Origin of the sequence: Microbulbifer sp. A4B17 (assembly GCF_003076275.1) — a bacterium.
Lineage (GTDB): Bacteria > Pseudomonadota > Gammaproteobacteria > Pseudomonadales > Cellvibrionaceae > Microbulbifer.
This window is the reverse complement of sequence record NZ_CP029064.1, coordinates 2668324-2688216: the sequence shown is the minus strand read 5'-3', so window position 1 is coordinate 2688216 and position 19893 is coordinate 2668324. Positions and strand designations below refer to the sequence as shown.

Genomic DNA, 19893 nt, shown 5'->3' with positions numbered 1-19893 from the left:
GGTTCGCGGTATGGGCATTATCGCTTTTATATTGTATTGAGCCGATCAAAAGGATGCCTTATGAAAGCGTTAAAAATGACTCGTTATGGGGATATTAACAGTAGCCTGGAGTTCCAATCAGCCGAGATTCCCATCGCCAAGGCCAGTGAGGTATTGGTTCGTATGCATGCGGCAAGTGTGAATCCGGTTGATAACATGATGTTGCGGGGAGAGCTCAAATCAGTACGAAGGGAAGTATTTCCGGTTGGCGTCGGTAGGGATGTCAGCGGTGAAATTGTAGCTGTGGGGAAAAATGTTAAAGGATACAGTCCAGGGGACATGGTCTTTGCCCGGGTAGGGGAGGAACATGTGGGCACTATCGCGGAATATCTTACTGTTGATGTTGCGCACTTGGCCCCCAAGCCTGAAAATCTTTCGCACAGTGAATCTGCAGGTATTCCGCTTGTAGGACTGACTTCCTTTCAATCTCTGATCAAAATTGCAGACTTGAAACCCGGTGAAAAAGTACTGATACACGCCGGTTCAGGTGGTGTTGGCTCTATGGCTATTCAGCTGGCAAAGTCAATTGGTGCTTATGTGGTGACGACGACCAGCAGTGCGAATGTAGACTGGGTAAAAGCACTCGGTGCGGATCTTGTTATTGATTATAAGAAGGAAGACTACCTGCAATTACTATCTGATATGGATGTAGTGTTCGATACTCTGGGGGGGCAGTATGCTTTGGACGCGTTTAAGGTTCTGAAAACCGGAGGACGGGTAGTTTCTGTCAAGGGTGCTCTTGACCCACAAACCGCTGAAGAACTTGGGCTGGGCTGGTTGCTCCGCAAGATACTTGCGCTTAAGTCTCGCAAGCTGATAAAAGCGGCCAAGGCAAAATCCGGCCTTTATAGAATGGTTATTATGGAAGCCAATGGAGAGCAGTTGAGAGAGCTTGGAGAGCTTTACCAGAGAAGGATCCTATCTCCGGTGATAGATAAGACCTATTCTTTTGATCAGAGCAAAGAGGCATTTTCATATCTAGCTTCAGGTCGTGCAAAAGGTAAAGTGATTATTACAATGGATGGAATGACTGAAGAGCAATAGCAGGTAAGTTAAATCGATCATCTGGATATCAGTGCTACCTTGGAAACTAGAGGGGCACTGATCTATGGTATCTTGAACGATATTAAGCTGTGGTTCGAGGTAATTACCTGCCCATTTTATAGTTAAGTTTAATGGTGAGAAATTGGCATAAGAATTCACTTAATGGGATTATTATAATCTAAGATGATTAGTTACTTCTGAATAGCTTTAGAGGATTCATCAGCCCCTCCTAAAAAACACTCACTATCGCTGAAATATTAAGTTTCTTAACTTATTTGCCACTTAACAGCTATCTGGACAAATCTTTTTATAGTTGATTTATTGAACCATATGGGTGGAAGTTTATTTGTTTGCGATTAGGTCAGTAACTAGCGATAGGAAATCTCCCAGGAAGAATGAAATTTGTACACGACGAAATAGAGCTCACAACTGCGGCAACTGATCTTGGGTTAGCCTTGATAGCTTTATGTGGTGTTATGTACCTGCTGATACGAGTCAACAACACGTCCTGGAAAAGAAATATCTGGATTTGTTTTTTTTGCTTGATGTTTGTTGTTTCACTATTGGCAGCCATATACCACGGGATTTCATTACCAGAATATATGCTTGATTATTTGTGGCATGGTGTGCTTGTCTTATTTGGATTGCTTATTTCTTCGTTTGTCCTTGCGGTCGCCGTCGACTTGAGCAGTGAGAAGTTTTCTAAGCGTATTATTCCATGGGTATCAGTACTTTATTTTGCTGTGTTTGTGGTTTCTTTATTTTTGGAAAATAAATTTCTTGGTTTTGCGATCTATCAGCTCTCAATCTCTGCCGTGGCTTTTGTTGGGTATATTGTGGTTACAGTGGCAAGGGGACGACCACTCCAGGGTGGTTGGTTTATGGCATTTGGCGCATTGATCAGTATTATCGCAATGGCTATTCAGGTAGGGGGTACATTGTCATTAGATTTTATTTGGAGGTTTAATTACAACGGTATTTACCATATTGTCCAGATGGTTGGTATTGTCAGCTTCATTTTTGGCTTGCACAGATATTTTTTAAACAGGGATCTAGGGTAGTATCAATAATCGGTAAGCTACGTTATGGGGAAGTGACCGGGATGACTCTCCGAAATCGTCCAGATAGTTACGGTTCAGTGGCCAAGTGGCTACATTGGTTAACGGCCTTATTGTTTTTGGGTTCTTATATTTCGGTCTACTACCGTCAGTGGCTTACTGAGGAGGAAACCCCCGCGAACTGGATTGCCTTGCAGTTACATCTTTCTATAGGTATTACTATTGGACTGCTAGTTATACTTAGGATTATATGGCGTCTGACTAATCCGCCGCCACCACTTGAACCAGCCACTCCTTTTGAACACTTTGCAGCCCATACCGGCCATCTTCTCCTCTATTTAGTTATGATCATTGCCCCACTGACCGGATACATCGGGACAGGTGTGGATACGGACTATTTTTTTCTTTTCGAGATTCCTAAATTTGAAAGTACCCAAGCTTTTGTTGCGATAGTTCAGGATCGAATGGGTATGACTTTTGAACAGTTTGAGAAACCGGTCGATTTTATCCATAAGGAAGTCCTGGGAGAGTGGGTGGTGTGGATCTTAATCCTGGGGCACGCTCTGGCCGCCCTCTATCATCACTACATCAAAAAGGATCGGACTTTGCTAAGGATGACCGTGACTAGATAGTTATAACTCTTACACTGGTTTTGGCAGAAAGTGGTGGCAAATAGGCATTGAGCGCCAAATCCAGACATTTTAACCTCGAGTTTTTGCAGTTCCTATGGAGCTGTGCACTTGGACTTGAGGTGGGTGTTATATGAGGTATTTGGTCTTTGCGTTGGTGCTATTGATAATGGGGTGTATGCCTGAGTCCAAGTTTTATCGAATCGCTCAAGCTGAAATGGCATCACAACTTATCTGCCAGCAGTCACTGGCAGGCGATAAGCTAGCTTCAAGTGAATCAGCTTCGACTTAGACTGCCAACTTCCTGACTACTGGATTTATGTTTAGGTAAGCCCAGTGATACCAGTGCAGCCAACAATATGAAGGCGCTGGAAATAAGTAGACAGGCCTCTAAACCCTTGGTTTGAAATACCCACCCTGAAAGTAATGTTCCCAGCAAGCGCCCGGTAGCATTTGCCATATAGTAGAAGCCGACATCCATAGAGACGCCATCTTCCCGCGCATATGCAACAATCAAATAGCTGTGCAGGGACGAATTTACGGCGAAAATTACGGCAAAGATCAACAGTCCACCCAGGACTGCAATCTGTGGGGCAACCCCCTTAAATAGCGCGATCGCGATCAATACTGGCACGGTAGCAAGTGCAATTGCCCAGAAAAGTGCGGCTCGGCCATCCGGCGGTAGAGAAGAGCGTGTTGTTGTGAACATCGGGGCCTGGGTTTGCACAATACCGTAACCAATCACCCAGGATGCCAGGAAGGCACCTACTTGCCAGTGATCCCAATTAAATTGGCTGGCCAGGAAAACGGGCAGGGCAATAACAAACCAGACATCCCGGGAAGCAAACAAAAGAAGGCGCGCGGCTGACAATATGTTGACTGCGGGGCTCTTGGAAAAGACATCCTTAAAAGGACTCTTTGCCTTGGCTTTCCCTAAATCCTGCTTAAGATATTTCAGGCTTATTAACCAAACTATTCCAAGAGCGATGGCCATCGAGGCAATCGCGCCTTGAAAGCCAAGTGCGGCGAGTAGGGCACCACCAAGAAAAAAGCCCAAGCCCTTTAAAGCATTTTTCGAGCCCGTAAGCAGGGCGATCCATCGATACAAAGCGCCACTGGCCTGATCGGGAACCAGCAATTTAATTGAACTCTTCGCGCTCATTTTATTCAGGTCTTTGGCAATACCGGAAAGGGCTTGGGCGGCCATTACCAAGGGGACCGAGAGATACTGACTAGGTACCAGCAGCATAGAAAGAGCAACAACCTGTAAGGCTAGCCCCAAATTCATGGTCCGGTTGAGTCCAATCCGGGCGCCGAGCCAGCCGCCGACAAGATTAGTGACTACGCCAAAGAATTCGTAGAAAAGGAAAAGCAGGGCAATCTGTAAAGGGTTGTAGCCTAGCTGGTGAAAATGCAGCAGCACCAGCATGCGCAGAGCGCCGTCAGTCAGAGTAAATGCCCAGTAATTGCCCGTTACCAGCAGGTATTGGCGCATTGGCGACGATAAGTTGTGAAGAAACTGCATGATCTCGTTCTGTGTACTGCTACTTACTAAAAGCGGGAAGAAAAAATACGAACTCATGGGAAGGTATTTACAGTACCCCTTAGGTGCAGCGTGTTCTTTCCTTCCGGCCCCGTTGTACTTTAGCTGCTTAGCCCATGGTGCCAATCATTCGAGCCAATTCCGCCGTGCGGTTGGCGTAACCCCATTCATTGTCATACCAGGCGTAAACTTTTACCTGGGTGCCGTTAACGACCATGGTGGAGAGGGCATCAATAATGCTCGATCTGGGGTCGGTTTTGTAATCCACAGAAACGAGAGGCCTTTCCTCGTAGCCGAGAATATCTTTCAGCTCACCCTCTGCTGCTTCTTTAAAGAGTTGGTTTACTGCTTCCGGGGTAGTGGCGGTTTCCACTTCGAAAACGCAATCAGTAATGGATGCGTTTGCGAGGGGAACACGAACGGCGTGGCCGTTCAGGCGACCAGACAGCTCTGGGAAAATGGTGGCGATGGCTGTAGCTGAACCCGTTGTTGTAGGAATCAGGCTGGCTCCACAAGCGCGGGCTCTACGCAAGTCTGCATGGGGTGCATCGAGGATGGTCTGGGTATTGGTGATATCGTGAATTGTGGTGATTGAACCATGGCGGATCCCCAGATTTTCGTGGATTACTTTCACTACTGGAGCAAGGCAGTTAGTCGTACAGGAAGCGGCGGTAATAATCTGGTGTTTGTCCGGCTGGTAAATATGTTGATTCACTCCAAGGACAATGTTCGGTACTCCAGCCTCTTTAACTGGTGCAGAGACCAGCACCTTCTTTACCCCTTGATCCAGGTACGGCTGGAGTAGCTCGGTGGTTTTCATTTTCCCGGAAGCTTCTACAACCAGGTCACAGTTGCGCCAATCTGTATCTGCGATGGTGGTGTTGCGGCTGCAGACTATCGTTTTCCCATCAACCTGAATCGTGTTGCCAGCGGCTTTCGCTTCCTTGTGCCATCGCCCGTGTACAGAGTCAAAGTTGAGCAGGTGGGCAAGTGTGGTGGCATCGCCGGCAGGGTCATTAATCTGGACAAATTCTACTTCAGGCCAATCCCAGGCAGCGCGCAGTACCAGCCGTCCAATACGGCCAAATCCATTGATCCCAATTTTGATGGTCATTGTTAATTTTGCTCCGTTTTCTGTCAGGCATATATGAGAAACCATATATATCTGGATAATTTGAATCTTTGATCGGCAAGCAGTATCAGCAGCACAGACTTGTGCGCTCAGGCCGGTCTCCCATTTGAATCAGGTTATTGAGGTCTTCGGTAATAAAGTGCTGGTTCGCCTGCAAGGTGTCGAACAGTACAGATTTTGCCCATGCGTTCAGGTCCGGGTTGATCCGATAAAACACCCACTGCCCCTGGCGGCGATCCATGAGGAGGTCGGAGCTTCTTAATAAGGCAAGATGCCTTGAAATTTTAGGCTGGCTCAACCCAAGTGCTGACGTTAACTCGCACACGCAAAGCTCTTCCTCGTGTGCGATAAGGAGTAGTGTGCGTAGCCGTGTATCATCGGCCAGGCATTTGTAAAACTGTACTGGGTTCATGCTGCTCTTTTTCGTAAATCCGCCTCGGCCTGGGCCAAGACCAGTAATTTGATACGAGTGCTCAGCTCACGTGCCGTGGTGTAAAAAGGGCAGAAGCAGTGTCGCTTTGTCGGCTCCTTAAAGTTCCAGGCAATTACCTTGTCGACTTTTGGGGAGGGCACATACTCATGCCGGCTTTTGTCGCAAAGTGTGATGACCAAATCAAAAGATTGGTCGGCCATATCTTCTATCACTTTGGGAGTGAGACCCTCCGTAGAAATTCCCAGGTGCTCCAGTGCTTGCAGGGCTCGTGGATCTGGTGCCTGAGCATTGGTCCCAGCACCACAGGCTTCGTAAGAGCTGCCCCCGTAATGACGCAATAGCGCTTCAGCCATCAGTGAGCGGGCAGAATCTCCTGCACATACAAACAGAACACGCCTTTTCATTGGAGGGCTCCATTTGGCTTTTTAACAATTATATATGGAAAACCATATATTCATAGTCTTAAAAATAGCCCACTGAACCAGTGGGCTATAGCGAGTGCTTAAAGTTTAAACTCGGCCCATACGGGGGCGTGATCTGATGGGCGCTCCATGGCCCGAATATCGTAATCCACGCCGGTCCCGACACATTTTTCTAGAAGAGGGTTGGTGGCGAGAATCAAGTCGATACGCAGGCCGCGTCTGGGGTCGCGGTCGAACCCACGGCTGCGGTAGTCGAACCAGCTGAATACATCATCTGTTTCTGGATTTTGTGCGCGGAAGGTGTCGGTGAGCCCCCAGCCTTCAATTTTTTGAAGCCACTCGCGCTCTTCTGGAAGGAAGCTGCATTTACCATCGCGCAGCCAGCGCTTGCGATTGGGTTCACCAATACCGATATCCTGGTCGCTGGGTGAAATATTCATATCGCCGATCACCAATACAGGTGCTTCCGGCTTACAAGTGGTTTGCAGGTAGGTGTCCAGGTCGGCGTAGTACTTTTGCTTTGCCGGGAATTTAACCGGGTGCTCGCGATTTTCACCTTGCGGGAAATAGCCATTGATAACCGTGAGGGGCTCAGGACCACCGATATCAAACTTTCCGGCAACCATGCGGCGCTGGGCGTCGCTGGCATCGGTTGGGAAGCCGTATTCGCGATCAATAAAAGGCAGGCGTGAGAGCAGGGCGACGCCGTAGTGTGTTTTTTGGCCAAAATAAATTAGCTCATAGCCCAGGTCTTTTATCGCATCTACTGGAAAATCTTCGTCGGTGACTTTAGTTTCCTGTAGGCCGATGATATCGGGCTGATGGTTGTCTACCAGGGCCTGCATCTGGTGCAGGCGAGTGCGAATACTATTGACGTTAAAGGAAACAACCTTCATCTCTTCCCCCAAAATAAAAAAGGTCGGGCTAGCCCGACCTAAGAGTTAGTTCGCGGACCGGGCGCACGCCGCGCCCAGTGCCTATCGGTATTTAGAAGTTGGCAACCTGGGGCGGGGCCTTGCTGGCCTTATCGGCCAGGCCGATAAAGTCCGCCATTATATAGCCCGCTTCATTCAAAATTGGATCTTTTTCCAACTTGATCTCTACAGGGCCACCGATGTTGGCCACTTCTTCAGATTCGCTTTCTTCGTAAGCCTCAAAGTTCTCGTAGGGCTCAAGGCCTTTAGCTTTGCGGCGGCGGTTTTCCATATCCAGCAATCGCTGATTGACGGACTTGCGCTCATTCTCTCTAGTTGATTCGTTGAGAGAGACATACTTCTTGTCAGCCCGCTCGGCGTCGAATTTGAACTGATCGCGCAGGAAAACAAAATCTGGATCTGTTTCCGTGCGCTTGTTGTGCTTGGTAATCAAGTTCGGGATCAGCATCTTCAAGTTGAAATACTTTGCATGAGGCACAGCGTGGATACGATCCCAGGGCAGGGCAGTATCGTAAGCACTTTCACCTACATTTTCGGCATCAATCAGCTGTGGCATATCGATGTCCGGCTTTACTCCCGCGTGCTGTGTGCTGTCTCCGGAAACCCGGTAGAACTTGGACTGGGTAATTTTTAATTGGCCTTCCTTCAGGGGAGCCATAGTTTGCACAGTGCCCTTACCAAACGATTGGTTGCCTACCACCAAGCCTCGGTTGTAATCCTGAATTGCACCGGCAAAGATCTCGGATGCAGAGGCCGACAAGCGATTAATCAATACCATCAGCGGCCCGCGATACATGGCGCGGGAGCGCGAGCGGTTGTGGCGGGAAATCTGCTCATTGGCATGGCGGATCTGCACAACAGGGCCCTGATCAATAAACAGGTCTGTGAGCATGGTGGCTTCTTGCAGTGAACCACCGCCATTGTTGCGAAGATCCAGGATAATACCGTCAACCTTCTCCTCTTTGAGCTCACTCAGCAGACGGGCAACGTCTCGCGTGGTGCTCTTATAGTTGGGGTCGCGGCGACGATAGGCGTCAAAGTCAATATAGAAGGTCGGCAGGTTAATCACACCGATCTTGTAATTCTTACTGCCGTCAGAGAATTCAAACACCGCCTTCTTGGCTGCCTGATCTTCCAGCTTCACTTTGCTGCGCTTGATCAGGATAGTCTTGTGAGTACCGTCACCACCGGTGGGGATAGTCTCCAGGCGTACGTAAGTGCCAGCCTTGCCGCGAATCAGGTCCACGACATCGTCCAGGCGCCAGCCTACGACATCGACCATTTCACCTTCTTTATCCTGGCCAACACCCACGATTTTGTCGTTGGGTTTAATCTTGCCAGTGCGATCGGCAGGCCCTCCGTGGACCAGGCGTGCAACTTTGGTGTATTCCTCGTCTGCTTGCAGCACTGCACCGATCCCCTCCAGGGAGAGGGACATGCTCATATTAAAGTTCTCCAATGAGCGTGGTGACAGGTAGTTACTGTGCGGGTCGTAGAGACGAGTCAGCGAGTTCATATAGAGTTCAAATACGTCGTCACTCTTCTGCTGCTCAAGGCGTTTCTTCTGGCCTTTGTAACGGCGTACCAGAAGATCCTGAATATCCTCATCGGATTTTCCGGTTAGTCGAAGATTCAGGATGCTGCTTTTTAAGCGTTTGCGCCAAAGCTCATCGGCAGCGCTGATCGAGTTGGGCCACTGGCTTTCCTCTCGATCCAGCTCCAGGGTTTCTTCCCGGGAAAAATCATAGGCGGGCAGGCCTTTTTCCAATTCGGACAGAATGTTGTCCAAGCGATCCCCCATGCGCAGGCGGAAGCGGTTGTAGATGCTGAACCCAGCAGTGACATCACCGGCGCGAAGCTGGTCATCCATCTTTGCTTGCCACTCTCGGAATTCATCAATATCTGAGGCGAGGAAGTAACTCTTGGTGGGGTCGAGTGCATCTATGTACTCGTTCCACAAATTCTCGGACATTTCGTCGCCGATTTTGATTTTGTTGTAGTGCAGCATTTCAAGTTTGCTGACTATCTCTTGTGCGGTACCACCTTGACCCTCTTCGGGGGCCAATCGCTCTGGCTCTGCCAGAACGCTTGTGGAAAGAAGGCCAATGACCAAGAAGCCGGAAAAGTAAGCGGCGATCCGATTGGTAAGCATAGGGAGTCTCTTTATACGTCCTACTTCATAGGCGTCCGGCCCTTATGGCTCGGCGACCTATAGCTTAGGACAAGTATAAAGGCTGAAAGCTCCAAAGGGCATGAAATACCTCTAATCAGAGATGGATCTTTTTCCCCAGCCTGGGATTTAGCAAAATAGCTTTCTTAAAAGGTGTGATTTTGAGGCATATTTTCTCGTTTTGAAGGCATGAGTATGTATGGTCATCATCGCAATTATGTAACTTTGACTGTTAAAAAGCGTTAAAAACAACTTTGATGACTTAAAGGTCAGAACCACTTTGATGACTTAAATGAGCGTTAAGGTCAAAAAATGGTGTTGTATGCAGTCCTCTTAATTGACTGGTTTCTCTGTGTTTAGAAATGGACATGTGTACATTTTTTGGGACCGCAGAAATGTGGTTTTGACTCAAAGTTGGAGGAGATATAAGGGAAAGTTATTCGCTTTTTAAGATTCATCTGATGGCATTATCCCCCTTCTGTTGCTCAGCTCTCCTTTGCGGGCGCTAAGCATTTGCTCAAGATGGGCTTTGCAGCCAACTTGCTTGCAATCATGGCTGAAGCTCCCGCGTTCCTTGAAGGCTGGATAAGCCTGGCGGAATCTTCGATAAGGCCAATTTCTCCGCTACAGAGCGCCAAATCACTTCAATGGCAAACCATTGCTTGAATGGTTGCCGCTATTAAAGCCGGGGCCATCGAAGCTCTGCGTATTTTTACTGCTGTTGTCAACGAAAGCCGAGGTTAGCCATCTGAAGATCAGGCCAGCAGATTCCTGGCCGCCAGTTACACACAGCAGACCGTACTGGAAGTGGTATTAGGCTACACCTTGAAGGTTATGCCGAGCTAGACATACCACATTGTCGAGCCCACTTGGATTGGGCCTTTGCAGTCAACAGAAGGGTTTTTGAAGAAGAGGCTGTAGCGTAACCGGCTTCTCAGCCTGTGATTGATTGGCCTTTCCCTAAACTCGCTTCGGTTGAATGGGGGTGGTCACTTGTCATTCTCAAGAGGGTAGAAAGAGGGCTTGCTTGCCAAGGCTGGGGTGTATCGACTTTCAATTACCCAGGTACCTCCTCTGGAAGTATACAAGCGGATTAAGTGCCGGCTCTAGGGTTGGCGTCAGGTAGCTGGTGGTCTCATAAAATCTGGATGGGCCTCAAATCCAAACTCTATAAAATACATTAACTAATTCAATTAACTAACTGATATTTAAGAATTTATTTAAAGTTAAAGTAATTTGTGAAGCGGCGGATGTCTGTGTTGAGACATCCGCCTGCCTTCTTTAGTTAGTCGGCTGGCGTGTCATGATGATGTGGTCAATGTTGTAACCGTGCTTTGTCACAGCCAGATCCAAAAGAGCATCCACGGTGGCTTCATCCAGCTGCGGAGTGCGGCTCAGCAGGTAGAGGCTGGTGTGGCCAGGATCGCCGACCAGAGACCATTGATAGGCGGAGTCCAGCTCTAATATCCAATAGTCACCGGCAGCTTTCCCTTCAAAGAATGTAATGGCGAGCTTGCTATTGGTTTCATCAATCGGCACTCCAGTGCCCTGAATGCTAATGGGGAATCCATACTTTGGATGTAAGATTCGGCAAAAATTGAAAACGCTGATAGATCCATCATCATTTAAGCCGTAGTCGGCTGTTACAGCGGTACAGGCCGGCTGGAAAATTTGCGGTAGTCGGGCAATCTCGTACCATTTGCCGAGGTATTGATTGACATCTACATAGGGAACTGTCTCCAGTTCATCATCTGCCATAACGTACTGGGCGCTTATTGCAAACAGTACAAATCCTAATCCTCTAAACAAGCTTTTCATTTCCATGCTCCTTGTGTTCGCAGTTTTGTCAGTCGATAGCTCAATAGCTACGCGACAATCTCTGTACGGGTGTCCAACTGGAACGGATTAACCAAATTCGATGTTTAAAGTGAATTTCAATGAAGTGTCATATGCGTAAATGGATTGGGATCTTATGACTTGTCAGGGTGCTAGCCTTTGCTTAAGGAATCTCTGAATTATTCAGGGGTTCCTTCAGTGTTGATAGTTAAGGGTTTATTCCGGGGTAGGCTATGGCTAAAGCAGTGGATGTGGACGTTCTTGTGCTGGGGGGTGGAATTCAGGCGGTTTCACTAATGCGCGAGCTATCAACAGATTTTTCAGTACTCGCAATAGATCAGGGATTGAAAGACGCTGAGTCGTTACATTTTCACGGTTACTTCTCCTCTGGTTGGAATGCAGCACACCCAAGTGCGGCAAAAGCTTATCTGCAGGCCGCGCAGTTTTGGCGCACACAGTTGGAGAGCGATGCTGTCAATAGTCGTATAACAGACTTCTATGCCGCACTTCCCCAGGACTTCCTGGATACAGTTGAGCCCAACTGGGTTGCAGCGGGTATTTCTGTGGAGGAAGTACCGGTACCAGCTCCACTGATGACAACCAGTTTGCCATCCCATCGGTGCTTTCGGTTTGCCGACGATCTGATGTTTGATGGTGCAGCGGCCTATCGATGCTTTAGTGCCCCTGTCAGCGAGCGGGTTGTAAATGGCGCCATTCGGGGAATTGTCAGAGAAGATGATCGGGTTGTAGAAGTCACCGCCGAAATCGGTGGTAGTTCACACCGAGTAAAACCTCAGCTGGTACTTTCAGCCTGTGGTGCGGGTAATGCGGCAATACTCGAAAATCTTGGAGTGCCCGTTCAAATAGTTCGAGATGTCCAGGTTGTTCGACCTCTGCATATGCTGCTGGCAAAGGGGGGCAATGTCCCCCCGGTTTCTGCATTTCTGAAGGACCTTGTTGTGGCATACCACAAGCTGGAAGGGGGGGAGGGTCTCTGGATCCTAACCCTTAACCCGGAGCACCCCAGATTTCGCTCTGGTGTGGTTGATATGAGGGTGGCCCCGCCTATAGAGAGGGCGTTAATCCGGGATACCCTGGATAGACTGGCAAATTGTATGACCGGGTTTGAGGAGTGGGCAGCCAGCTGCCATTGGGGTGTTTACGCAGGTTGGAAAACTGACGCTCCAGGGCCGGATGGGGATGCTCTTGTGCAGTTAAATTACCCGCGCCCATACCACATCCACAGCTTTGATATAGCCAATTTCTTGGCGGTTTGGCCGAATCACTGGGGTCTCGCCGTGGAGGCTGCAAAGGAGGCCGGGAAATGGGTTCGCTCAAAAGCTAAGCCTCGGCATCCCCAACCTGAAGCGATAGGTAGTTTGCTGTCGCAGTCAGTTGATCATCAAACTATTCGTAATAAATGGCAAAGTGACGAGCTGGAGTGGCACTCTTGGGCTGAGTTTGCCCAGAAAATGGGTCTGCCAATCAGGTGATTTGCTAAGTATTTTTGTGCCGAGCCATCCGTCTACGAGATCACTAAGGCGCCATTAGCAACGCTTTTCTCTTGCAAAGACATTTTTTTTCTGTATCTTAAATTGAAATGTAACCGGTTACATTCTGTTTCAGACGGTAGAGTGCTACGAAAACCGTGATCTGGAAATAGCGCGTCCGCTTACAAAACACGGAAATAAAAATAAATAGGCTGTTTATTCAGCTGGTTCTTTGAGTGGCCCGAGGGGATGGGGTTTGGTTAAGAAAATAAGAATGGGCATGGTTGGCGGTGGAGAGGGTGCTTTTATTGGTGCAATTCATCGGATGGCGGCAGCTCTCGACGGTGAGATAGAGCTAGTCGCCGGCTGCTTTAGTAGCGATTCCGAGCGCAGTCGTAATACCGGTGAAAAGCTGGGGCTTCATCCGGACCGGATTTACCAAAGCTATCAACAGATGTTCCAAGAGGAATCCCGTCGCAGTGCCGATGATCGAGTTGAATTTGTATCTGTAGTAACTCCCAACCACCTCCATTTACCAGTTTCTATTGCTGCGTTGCGGGCGGGATTCCATGTCCTCTCTGACAAGCCAGCCGCTTCCACTTTGGAAGAAACACTTGAGCTTAAAAAGGAAGTGGAGCAAAGCGGGCATCTTTATGGTTTGACCCACACCTATGCTGCTTACCCTCTGGTTATGCAGGCGAGAGCAATCCTGGGCAGGAGAGAGTTGGGGTCTATTCGACGAGTTACCGTTGCTTATCCACAGGGGTGGCTGGCACTAGCCGGTGATTCCACGGGAAGTAAGCAGGCGAGTTGGCGAACAGATCCTGCACGTTCGGGGGAAAGTGGCTGCTTTGCGGATATAGGCACCCATGCTCATCATCTAGTGGAGTTTTTTACTGGCCAGCATATTTCTGAAGTCTGCGCAGACGTGCAAGCGGTAGTTGATGAAAGAGCGCTGGATGATGACGGTGCAGCGCTATTCAAATTAGATCAGGGCGCCCGAGGAACACTCACAGCCAGTCAAGTCTGTGGAGGAGAGGGGAACAACCTGAATATCAGCGTTTACTGTGAAGACGGTTCGCTGTTTTGGGAGCAGGAAGCCCCAAACCAATTGCAAGTAAAGCGCAGGGGGCAGCCTGTGGCGATTTGGAAAGCCGGTGCGGATTGTGAGTATCTGGATGGAGACGTCAGGTCTTTCTGTCGGACACCTCAAGGACATCCGGAGGGCTATATAGAGGCCTTCGCCAATATCTATCGTGATTTTGCTGGTCAAGTCCGAGGCCGCCGGGAGGGGTTAGTTTCAAAGAAAAGTCCTGCGGTTGGGAACATTGATGCAGGTGTTCGCGCAATGGCATTTGTACGCGGTGCACTGGAGAGCAGTCGCGCAAAATCCTCATGGGTTTCCCTGGCGCCTTATTGGAGGTGAGCGGCCAGGTCCAACCTCACAGAATTTAGGTATCTCTGGCAGGGTGGGCGTCCGGTAGCTAGTACGGCACAGGGAGGTGTCGGTGTCGGCCTGCGGCGAGTTACCTTTTGAAGAGTTTTCTCAAAAGGTGCAAACCAATCGCTTGGAAAGGGTTGGTTGCAGAATTAATCAGTACAGCAGTAAAAAGGATAACAATAAATGAAGGCACCCAGAATTCAGGGGCCCGGAATTTTTCTCGCCCAGTTTCTCCCATCGAGCGAACAGCCAGCTTCGCTTGAAGCTATGGCTCGTTGGGCATCAGACCTGGGGTACAAAGGCATCCAGGTTCCCACTTGGGACAAGCGGATTTTCGATCTTGAGCTGGCCAGTAAAAGCCAAGCTTACTGTGACGATGTACTGGGAATCTGTGAGGAGGCTGGGGTACAGATTTCTGAATTGTCTACGCATTTGCAGGGGCAGTTGGTCGCAGCTCACCCAGCCTATAAGGAAATGCTGGATATTTTTTCTCCAGAGGCAGTACGCGGAAACTTGCAAGCCCGTGCAGAGTGGGCGAGCAATCAGTTAGTTCTTGCAGCTCGGGCTAGTGCCAACCTGAAGCTCAAATCCCATGCAACTTTCTCCGGCGCTTTACTCTGGCACACTTTTTATCCATGGCCCCAGCGCCCGGCGATGTTGGTTGAAGAAGGTTTTCGCGAGCTGGCCCTTTTGTGGCGCCCGATATTGGATGCGTTTGACAGCGCGGGGGTCGATGTCTGCTATGAGCTGCACCCCGGTGAAGACCTGCATGATGGCTTGACCTTCGAGCGGTTTCTTTACGAGGTGGAAGATCACCCTAGAGCCAATATCTTGTATGACCCGAGCCATTTGCTTTTACAGCAAATGGATTACCTGGCCTTTATCGATATCTATCACGAGCGAATCAAGGCTTTCCATGTGAAAGATGCGGAGTTTCATCCGAGCGGAAGGGCTGGAGTATACGGCGGTTACGCCCCCTGGATTGACCGGCCCGGTCGCTTTCGCTCCCTGGGGGATGGTCAGGTAGATTTTCGTGGGATTTTTAGCCGACTGACCCAGTACGGTTACGATCGCTGGGCGGTACTGGAGTGGGAGTGTTGCATTAAGGATCAACAGCAGGGGGCCAGTGAGGGTGCACCATTTATTCGAGAGCACCTGATAACCGTGGCTGACAAAGCTTTTGATGATTTTGCCGGTGCTGAAACAGATCGCGCTCGAAATCGTAGGATTTTAGGGCTGGACTAGTTTTTGCCAATCCCAGTGAACAACGAATAACAATAAATCATGCGGAGACTGGATAGATGAGTACACAGACAAAGGCTTTGCACAGGAACGTCTTCCTGGTAGGAAATCTGTCAATCTTTATGATTGGCCTTGGGTTTGCTGTGAGGGCTTCGATCGCCGGCAACTTACAGTCGGATATTTATGATCATATTGATCTTGCCAACTCCACCGCAATGCTTGGAGAAGCGCTTGGATTTACCTTTACAGGGTTTGCGCTAACCCTGCTATTTGGCAGTGCATTGGTAGATTTGGTCGGTATCAAGCGGATGCTAATGCTCTCATCGATAGGCTATGTATTGGGCAGCCTGCTTATTATTGCAGCATCCTTGGTAACCCCGGGGGAGGGCGTTGAGAATCTGGTTCTTGCGGGATTGTTACTTACCGGTTTGGGCTGGGGGGCCGTGGAGGCTGCCAGCAACCCAATGGTTGCAGCGGTTGATCCTGAAAATAAAACTCAGCGCCTAAATGTACTACATGCTTGGTGGCCTGCCGGGATTGTGGTGGGGGGATTACTTGGGTTAGCCATTTCTGCGCTTGAACTTCCCTGGCAGTTGAACCTGATTGTTTTGGCCCTACCGGCTGTGGTCATGGCGTGGCTTGTGTCCAGAACGGAATTCCCGGTAACTGAACGGGTTTCCTCTGGCATCAGTTATGGTGAGATGTTTAATGAAGTCTTCAGGCAGCCGATGTTTATCGTGCTATGGATCTGTATGTGGCTAACAGCTGCAACAGAGCTGGCTCCAGGGCAGTGGGTTGATCTGACGCTCTCTCGAGTAGTCGGTATGAAGGGCATTCTTATTCTGGTTTATGTCAGCATGTTGATGTTTGTAATGCGCCACTTTGCCGGACGGCTTGCCAAAAAACTCTCTTCCGTTGGACTCTTGTGGCTTAGCAGTTTACTTGCAGCTGTAGGCCTTTATTGCTTAGGAATGGCAAGAACCCCGGTAACTGCATTCCTGGCGGCAACAGTTTGGGGCATCGGTGTTTGCTATATGTGGCCCACCATGCTCGCTACGGTATCCGAGCGTTTTGTACGCGGTGGCGCACTGTTTTTGGGGCTGCTGGGGTTTGCTGGGGGAATGTCTATTCAGTTTGTTCTGCCGAAGCTTGGAGAAATTTTCGACAGCGCCAAGATTGAGGCTGCCGGTGGTTTGGAAGCCTTTGAAAAGTTAACGGGCGATGAACTGGATGCTGTGTTGGCAACTGCCTCTATCGAATCATTCCAGTCACTGGCCGTGGTTCCCCTTATCTTGCTGCCGATTTTTGCGTTTATCTGGTTTTGGGATCGCAGGCAGGCAGCGAGCAAAGTGCAAGGTGTCACTGCAGTAAGCAACCAGTAGGCGTTTTCCATTTGTGCGAAAATAGTCGACTACTAACAACAAAGTAACGGAAAAGTATGTCAAACATTCGCGAAGTTGCACGTCGCTCCGGTGTTTCCGTCGCGACCGTGTCCAGAGCCCTGAAAGACCCGCAAATGGTTTCTCCGCGGACCAGGGAGCGGGTGCTGAAGGCGGTGGAAGAGGCCGGCTATCGGCCCAATATGTTGGCGAGAAACTTTAGTTCCGGTAAGTCATTTGCGGTGATGGTTCTGGTCCCAAATATTGCCAATCCTTTTTTTTCCAAAGTTATCCGAGGGATAGAAAAGGCAGCTCAAGACCAGGGTTACTCCGTATTGCTGGGAGATACCAAGGGCGAACCAGCTCATGAGCAGTTCTATGCGGGAATGGCGCTGACGAATCAGGCAGATGGGCTTATTCAACTGGATAGCCGCTATCCATTTGCAGAGAAAGATGCAGCTTTAGCAGCGTCGATTCCAATGGTAAATGCGTGTGAGCGCATTGCTGAAGACGACCGCTATCCGGTTGTTGAACTGGATAATTCCGGCGCGGCGCAAGCCATGGCTCGCCATTTGATCGAGCTAGGTCACCGCCAGATCGGCATAGTGACCGGCCCGCTTAACAGTCCGATTGTACGTGATCGCCTGGCCGGTTTTGAGGAGGAGATGCAACGGCACGGTCTCGAGTTGAATTCTGACCTGGTTGTAAATGGAGAATTCACTATGCCGTCTGGTGCGGAGGGTGCAAAAAAACTGCTTTCTTTAGCCAGTGCGCCTACCGCCATTTTTTGTATGAATGATGAAATGGCTATTGGTGCTGTTCATCAAGCGAAGGAAATGGGTTTGCAGGTGCCTGCGGATGTGTCGGTGGCGGGCTTCGATAATATTGAGTTTTCGCAATTTACGGACCCGCCCCTGACAACAATTGACCAGCCCGCAGAGAAGCTGGGCAGATATGCGATGGAAACCTTGCGCCGCATTATTGATGGAAAACAGTTAAAAGCGAGCCGAACTATTTTGCCCTTTGATTTAGTGGCAAGGGGAAGTACGGCCCGCTATCAGGATTAATAAAGTGTGGATGTAAAACCATCGCGGCAAACTGATTAGATAAACACCAATTCATGTGGAGATAACAACGATGAAAAAATTCACTAGGACAAAATTTTGCACGTCTTTACTGGCCTCTGCAGCACTACTAGTCACACTAGGGGGTTGTGAACGGATGCCGGAAAAGTCCGGTATACAAGCGGATAAGGACTGGAGGCATTTATTCGACGGTAAAACGTTGCAGGGTTGGACCGGTGCCAATGGCTCCCATGTAGGAGAGGCCTGGCAGGTCGTTGATGGCAACCTGGTGCTCACTGCTGGTGGAGCGGGGGATATCGTCACTGCAGAGAAGTTTTCTGATTTTGAGCTGGAACTGGAATGGAAGATATCTGAAGGCGGCAACAGCGGCATTATTTATCGGGTAGCTGGTGGCAATGCACCAGTCTGGATGTCAGGTATGGAATACCAGGTACTGGATAACAATGCTTTTCCCGAACTGGAAAAACTGAGCCACAGCGCAGGATCAGTCTTCGACTTGTATGCACCCAGCGAAGATGAGGTAAAGCCGGCAGGAGAATTCAATAAAACGCGTATTCGAGTGGAGAATGGTCGGGTTGAACATTGGCTGAATGGAAGCATGATTGTCAGCTATGAACTCTGGTCTGAAGATTGGGATACACGTCTTGCCAACAGTAAGTTTTCCTCTTACCCCGATTTTGCCCGTAGTGAGAGCGGCTTTATTGCTTTACAAGACCACGGCGACAAAGTGTGGTACCGCAATATCAGAATTCGGGAGCTGTAAATCATGGGTATTTCAGGCGTGGGTATTTGGCAGGTACTTATTGTTCTTGTGTTAGCGGTTCTACTATTTGGTAGTGGCAAGATCCGCCGTCTGGGAGAAGACCTTGGAGGAGCGATTAGTGGTTTCCGCCGCTCATTGCATCAAAGCGATAAGGATGGCACTAGAGAAGATTCCCCAGGTAACTTGTCTGGCAATCTACTCCAAGCTGGGGAGCGGGAATGAAGCGTAGAACTTTGCTACAGGTTGGTGCCGGCTTGGCTGCAGCTGCTTTTACCGCCCCCTTGTTTGGTAATAGTGGGCGAATCATTACCAATACCCCGGGTGGCCCTGTGAAAATTTCCCTGGCCCAATGGTCCCTGCATCGGCAATTGCGAAGTGGCGCTCTCAAGGTATTGGATTTCCCTATTAAGGCAAGAAAGGCATTTGCAATTGACGCGGTAGAGTATGTCAATCAGTTTTTTGCCGATAAAGCCAGGGATCAGAATTTTCTTTCAGCGTTGAAAGCGCGTGCAATAGATCACGGGGTTAAAAGCCTTTTGATTATGGTTGATGCAGAAGGTGATCTTGGCAACCCAAATGCTAGCGAAAGACAACTAGCGGTAGAAAATCATTTCCAGTGGGTTGAAGCGGCCAAATATTTGGGTTGCCACTCTATCAGGGTGAATGCTGGCGGACAGGGTAGTAGCAGGGAGGTTAGTTCTGCTTGTAGAGATGGGCTGCGGGCTCTCTCAGAGTTTGCCTTGGATTTCGACATCAATATTGTGGTGGAGAACCACGGTGGCTATTCCTCAAACGGACTTTGGTTATCCCAGTTATTACAGTCAGTGGATATGCCGAACTGTGGAAGTTTGCCAGACTTTGGAAACTTTGGTGACTACGACCGCTACTTGGGAGTAGAGCAGTTGATGCCCTTTGCCCGCGGAATCAGCGCAAAGAGTTTTTCATTTGATAAGCGGGGAAATGAGACCAATACGGATTTTGCCCGGATGCTGCGGATAATTCAAAAGGCGGGTTACAAGGGGTATATCGGGATTGAGTATGAAGGCGCCGGCGATGAAGACTGGGGGATCAAAGCAACGAAAGAGCTTTTGCTGCGCTTGGCGCGACAGGGTGATCTATATAGTGAGTAAGCAATAATTATTTGGTTAAAAATGTAACCGGTTACTCTCATTTTTTGATCAGAATATTTAGGGATTTCTGGGTTCGTTAAAAATGTTTATAAAAATTAATCTCTTTGGTTAAAAAAATATAA

General features: G+C 49.1%; 18 protein-coding genes. 11 read left to right on the top strand and 7 right to left on the bottom strand.

What is annotated here, in order from left to right; translation table 11 throughout:
- Window positions 1–60 precede the first annotated feature (60 nt).
- The 3 genes from BTJ40_RS11970 (at window position 61) to BTJ40_RS11960 (ending at window position 2773) form a co-directional block, all read left to right on the top strand.
- Entirely contained in the window at window positions 61–1083 is a 1023-nt protein-coding gene (locus BTJ40_RS11970) for an NADP-dependent oxidoreductase (RefSeq protein WP_108733309.1), read from the top strand.
- Between the two features lie 395 nt (window positions 1084–1478).
- Window positions 1479–2144, top strand: a complete 666-nt coding sequence (locus tag BTJ40_RS11965) for a hypothetical protein (protein ID WP_108733308.1) — start codon at window positions 1479–1481, stop codon at window positions 2142–2144.
- A gap of 41 nt (window positions 2145–2185) precedes the next feature.
- The gene (locus tag BTJ40_RS11960) at window positions 2186–2773 is read left to right on the top strand and encodes a cytochrome b (RefSeq protein WP_108733307.1); all 588 of its coding nucleotides are present in this window, start codon (window positions 2186–2188) and stop codon (window positions 2771–2773) included.
- A gap of 274 nt (window positions 2774–3047) precedes the next feature.
- Here BTJ40_RS11960 and arsJ read toward each other — a convergent pair whose 3' ends face one another.
- The 7 genes from arsJ to BTJ40_RS11925 all read right to left on the bottom strand — a co-directional run bounded on the left by arsJ (window position 3048) and on the right by BTJ40_RS11925 (window position 11223).
- Window positions 3048–4295: an organoarsenical effux MFS transporter ArsJ gene (gene arsJ, locus BTJ40_RS11955; protein WP_108733306.1), complete on the bottom strand. Its 1248-nt coding sequence runs from the start codon at window positions 4293–4295 to the stop codon at window positions 3048–3050.
- Between the two features lie 127 nt (window positions 4296–4422).
- Window positions 4423–5427, bottom strand: coding sequence for an ArsJ-associated glyceraldehyde-3-phosphate dehydrogenase (locus BTJ40_RS11950; RefSeq protein ID WP_108733305.1), 1005 nt, complete (start codon window positions 5425–5427; stop codon window positions 4423–4425).
- An 85-nt stretch (window positions 5428–5512) separates the two neighbouring features.
- Window positions 5513–5857 carry a metalloregulator ArsR/SmtB family transcription factor gene (locus BTJ40_RS11945; protein ID WP_108733304.1) on the bottom strand — a complete coding sequence of 115 codons (345 nt, stop codon included), beginning with the start codon at window positions 5855–5857 and terminating at the stop codon, window positions 5513–5515.
- Entirely contained in the window at window positions 5854–6282 is a 429-nt protein-coding gene (locus tag BTJ40_RS11940) for an arsenate reductase ArsC (protein WP_108733303.1), read from the bottom strand. Before BTJ40_RS11940 ends, BTJ40_RS11945 begins: the two co-directional genes overlap by 4 nt.
- Window positions 6283–6380: 98 nt before the next feature.
- Window positions 6381–7196 (bottom strand): exodeoxyribonuclease III, encoded by an 816-nt coding sequence (xthA, locus tag BTJ40_RS11935; protein ID WP_108733302.1) that lies wholly within the window; start codon window positions 7194–7196, stop codon window positions 6381–6383.
- Window positions 7197–7287: 91 nt separating this feature from the next.
- The gene (locus BTJ40_RS11930) at window positions 7288–9387 is read right to left on the bottom strand and encodes a carboxy terminal-processing peptidase (protein ID WP_108733301.1); all 2100 of its coding nucleotides are present in this window, start codon (window positions 9385–9387) and stop codon (window positions 7288–7290) included.
- A gap of 1299 nt (window positions 9388–10686) precedes the next feature.
- Entirely contained in the window at window positions 10687–11223 is a 537-nt protein-coding gene (locus tag BTJ40_RS11925; RefSeq protein ID WP_157954043.1) for a lipocalin family protein, read from the bottom strand.
- A gap of 251 nt (window positions 11224–11474) precedes the next feature.
- On the opposite strand from BTJ40_RS11925, the gene BTJ40_RS11920 reads away from it, so the two are divergent.
- From BTJ40_RS11920 to BTJ40_RS11885, 8 genes are all read left to right on the top strand, one after another.
- On the top strand, window positions 11475–12734 hold the full coding sequence (locus tag BTJ40_RS11920; protein ID WP_108733299.1) for an FAD-dependent oxidoreductase: 1260 nt from the start codon (window positions 11475–11477) through the stop codon (window positions 12732–12734).
- Between the two features lie 253 nt (window positions 12735–12987).
- A complete protein-coding gene (locus BTJ40_RS11915; protein ID WP_238151990.1) occupies window positions 12988–14157 on the top strand; it encodes a Gfo/Idh/MocA family protein in 1170 nt (389 codons plus the stop codon).
- A gap of 198 nt (window positions 14158–14355) precedes the next feature.
- Window positions 14356–15417, top strand: a complete 1062-nt coding sequence (locus BTJ40_RS11910) for a sugar phosphate isomerase/epimerase (RefSeq protein WP_108733297.1) — start codon at window positions 14356–14358, stop codon at window positions 15415–15417.
- Window positions 15418–15473: 56 nt separating this feature from the next.
- On the top strand, window positions 15474–16796 hold the full coding sequence (locus BTJ40_RS11905) for a sugar MFS transporter (protein WP_238151989.1): 1323 nt from the start codon (window positions 15474–15476) through the stop codon (window positions 16794–16796).
- Between the two features lie 56 nt (window positions 16797–16852).
- Complete coding sequence (locus BTJ40_RS11900) at window positions 16853–17860, top strand: LacI family DNA-binding transcriptional regulator (RefSeq protein WP_108733296.1); 1008 nt, start codon at window positions 16853–16855, stop codon at window positions 17858–17860.
- A gap of 70 nt (window positions 17861–17930) precedes the next feature.
- Complete coding sequence (locus BTJ40_RS11895) at window positions 17931–18641, top strand: DUF1080 domain-containing protein (RefSeq protein ID WP_108733295.1); 711 nt, start codon at window positions 17931–17933, stop codon at window positions 18639–18641.
- A gap of 3 nt (window positions 18642–18644) precedes the next feature.
- Window positions 18645–18863: a twin-arginine translocase TatA/TatE family subunit gene (locus BTJ40_RS11890; protein ID WP_108733294.1), complete on the top strand. Its 219-nt coding sequence runs from the start codon at window positions 18645–18647 to the stop codon at window positions 18861–18863.
- Complete coding sequence (locus BTJ40_RS11885) at window positions 18860–19771, top strand: sugar phosphate isomerase/epimerase (protein WP_108733293.1); 912 nt, start codon at window positions 18860–18862, stop codon at window positions 19769–19771. The genes BTJ40_RS11890 and BTJ40_RS11885 overlap by 4 nt, the downstream gene beginning before the upstream one ends.
- The last annotated feature ends 122 nt before the right edge of the window (window positions 19772–19893 follow it).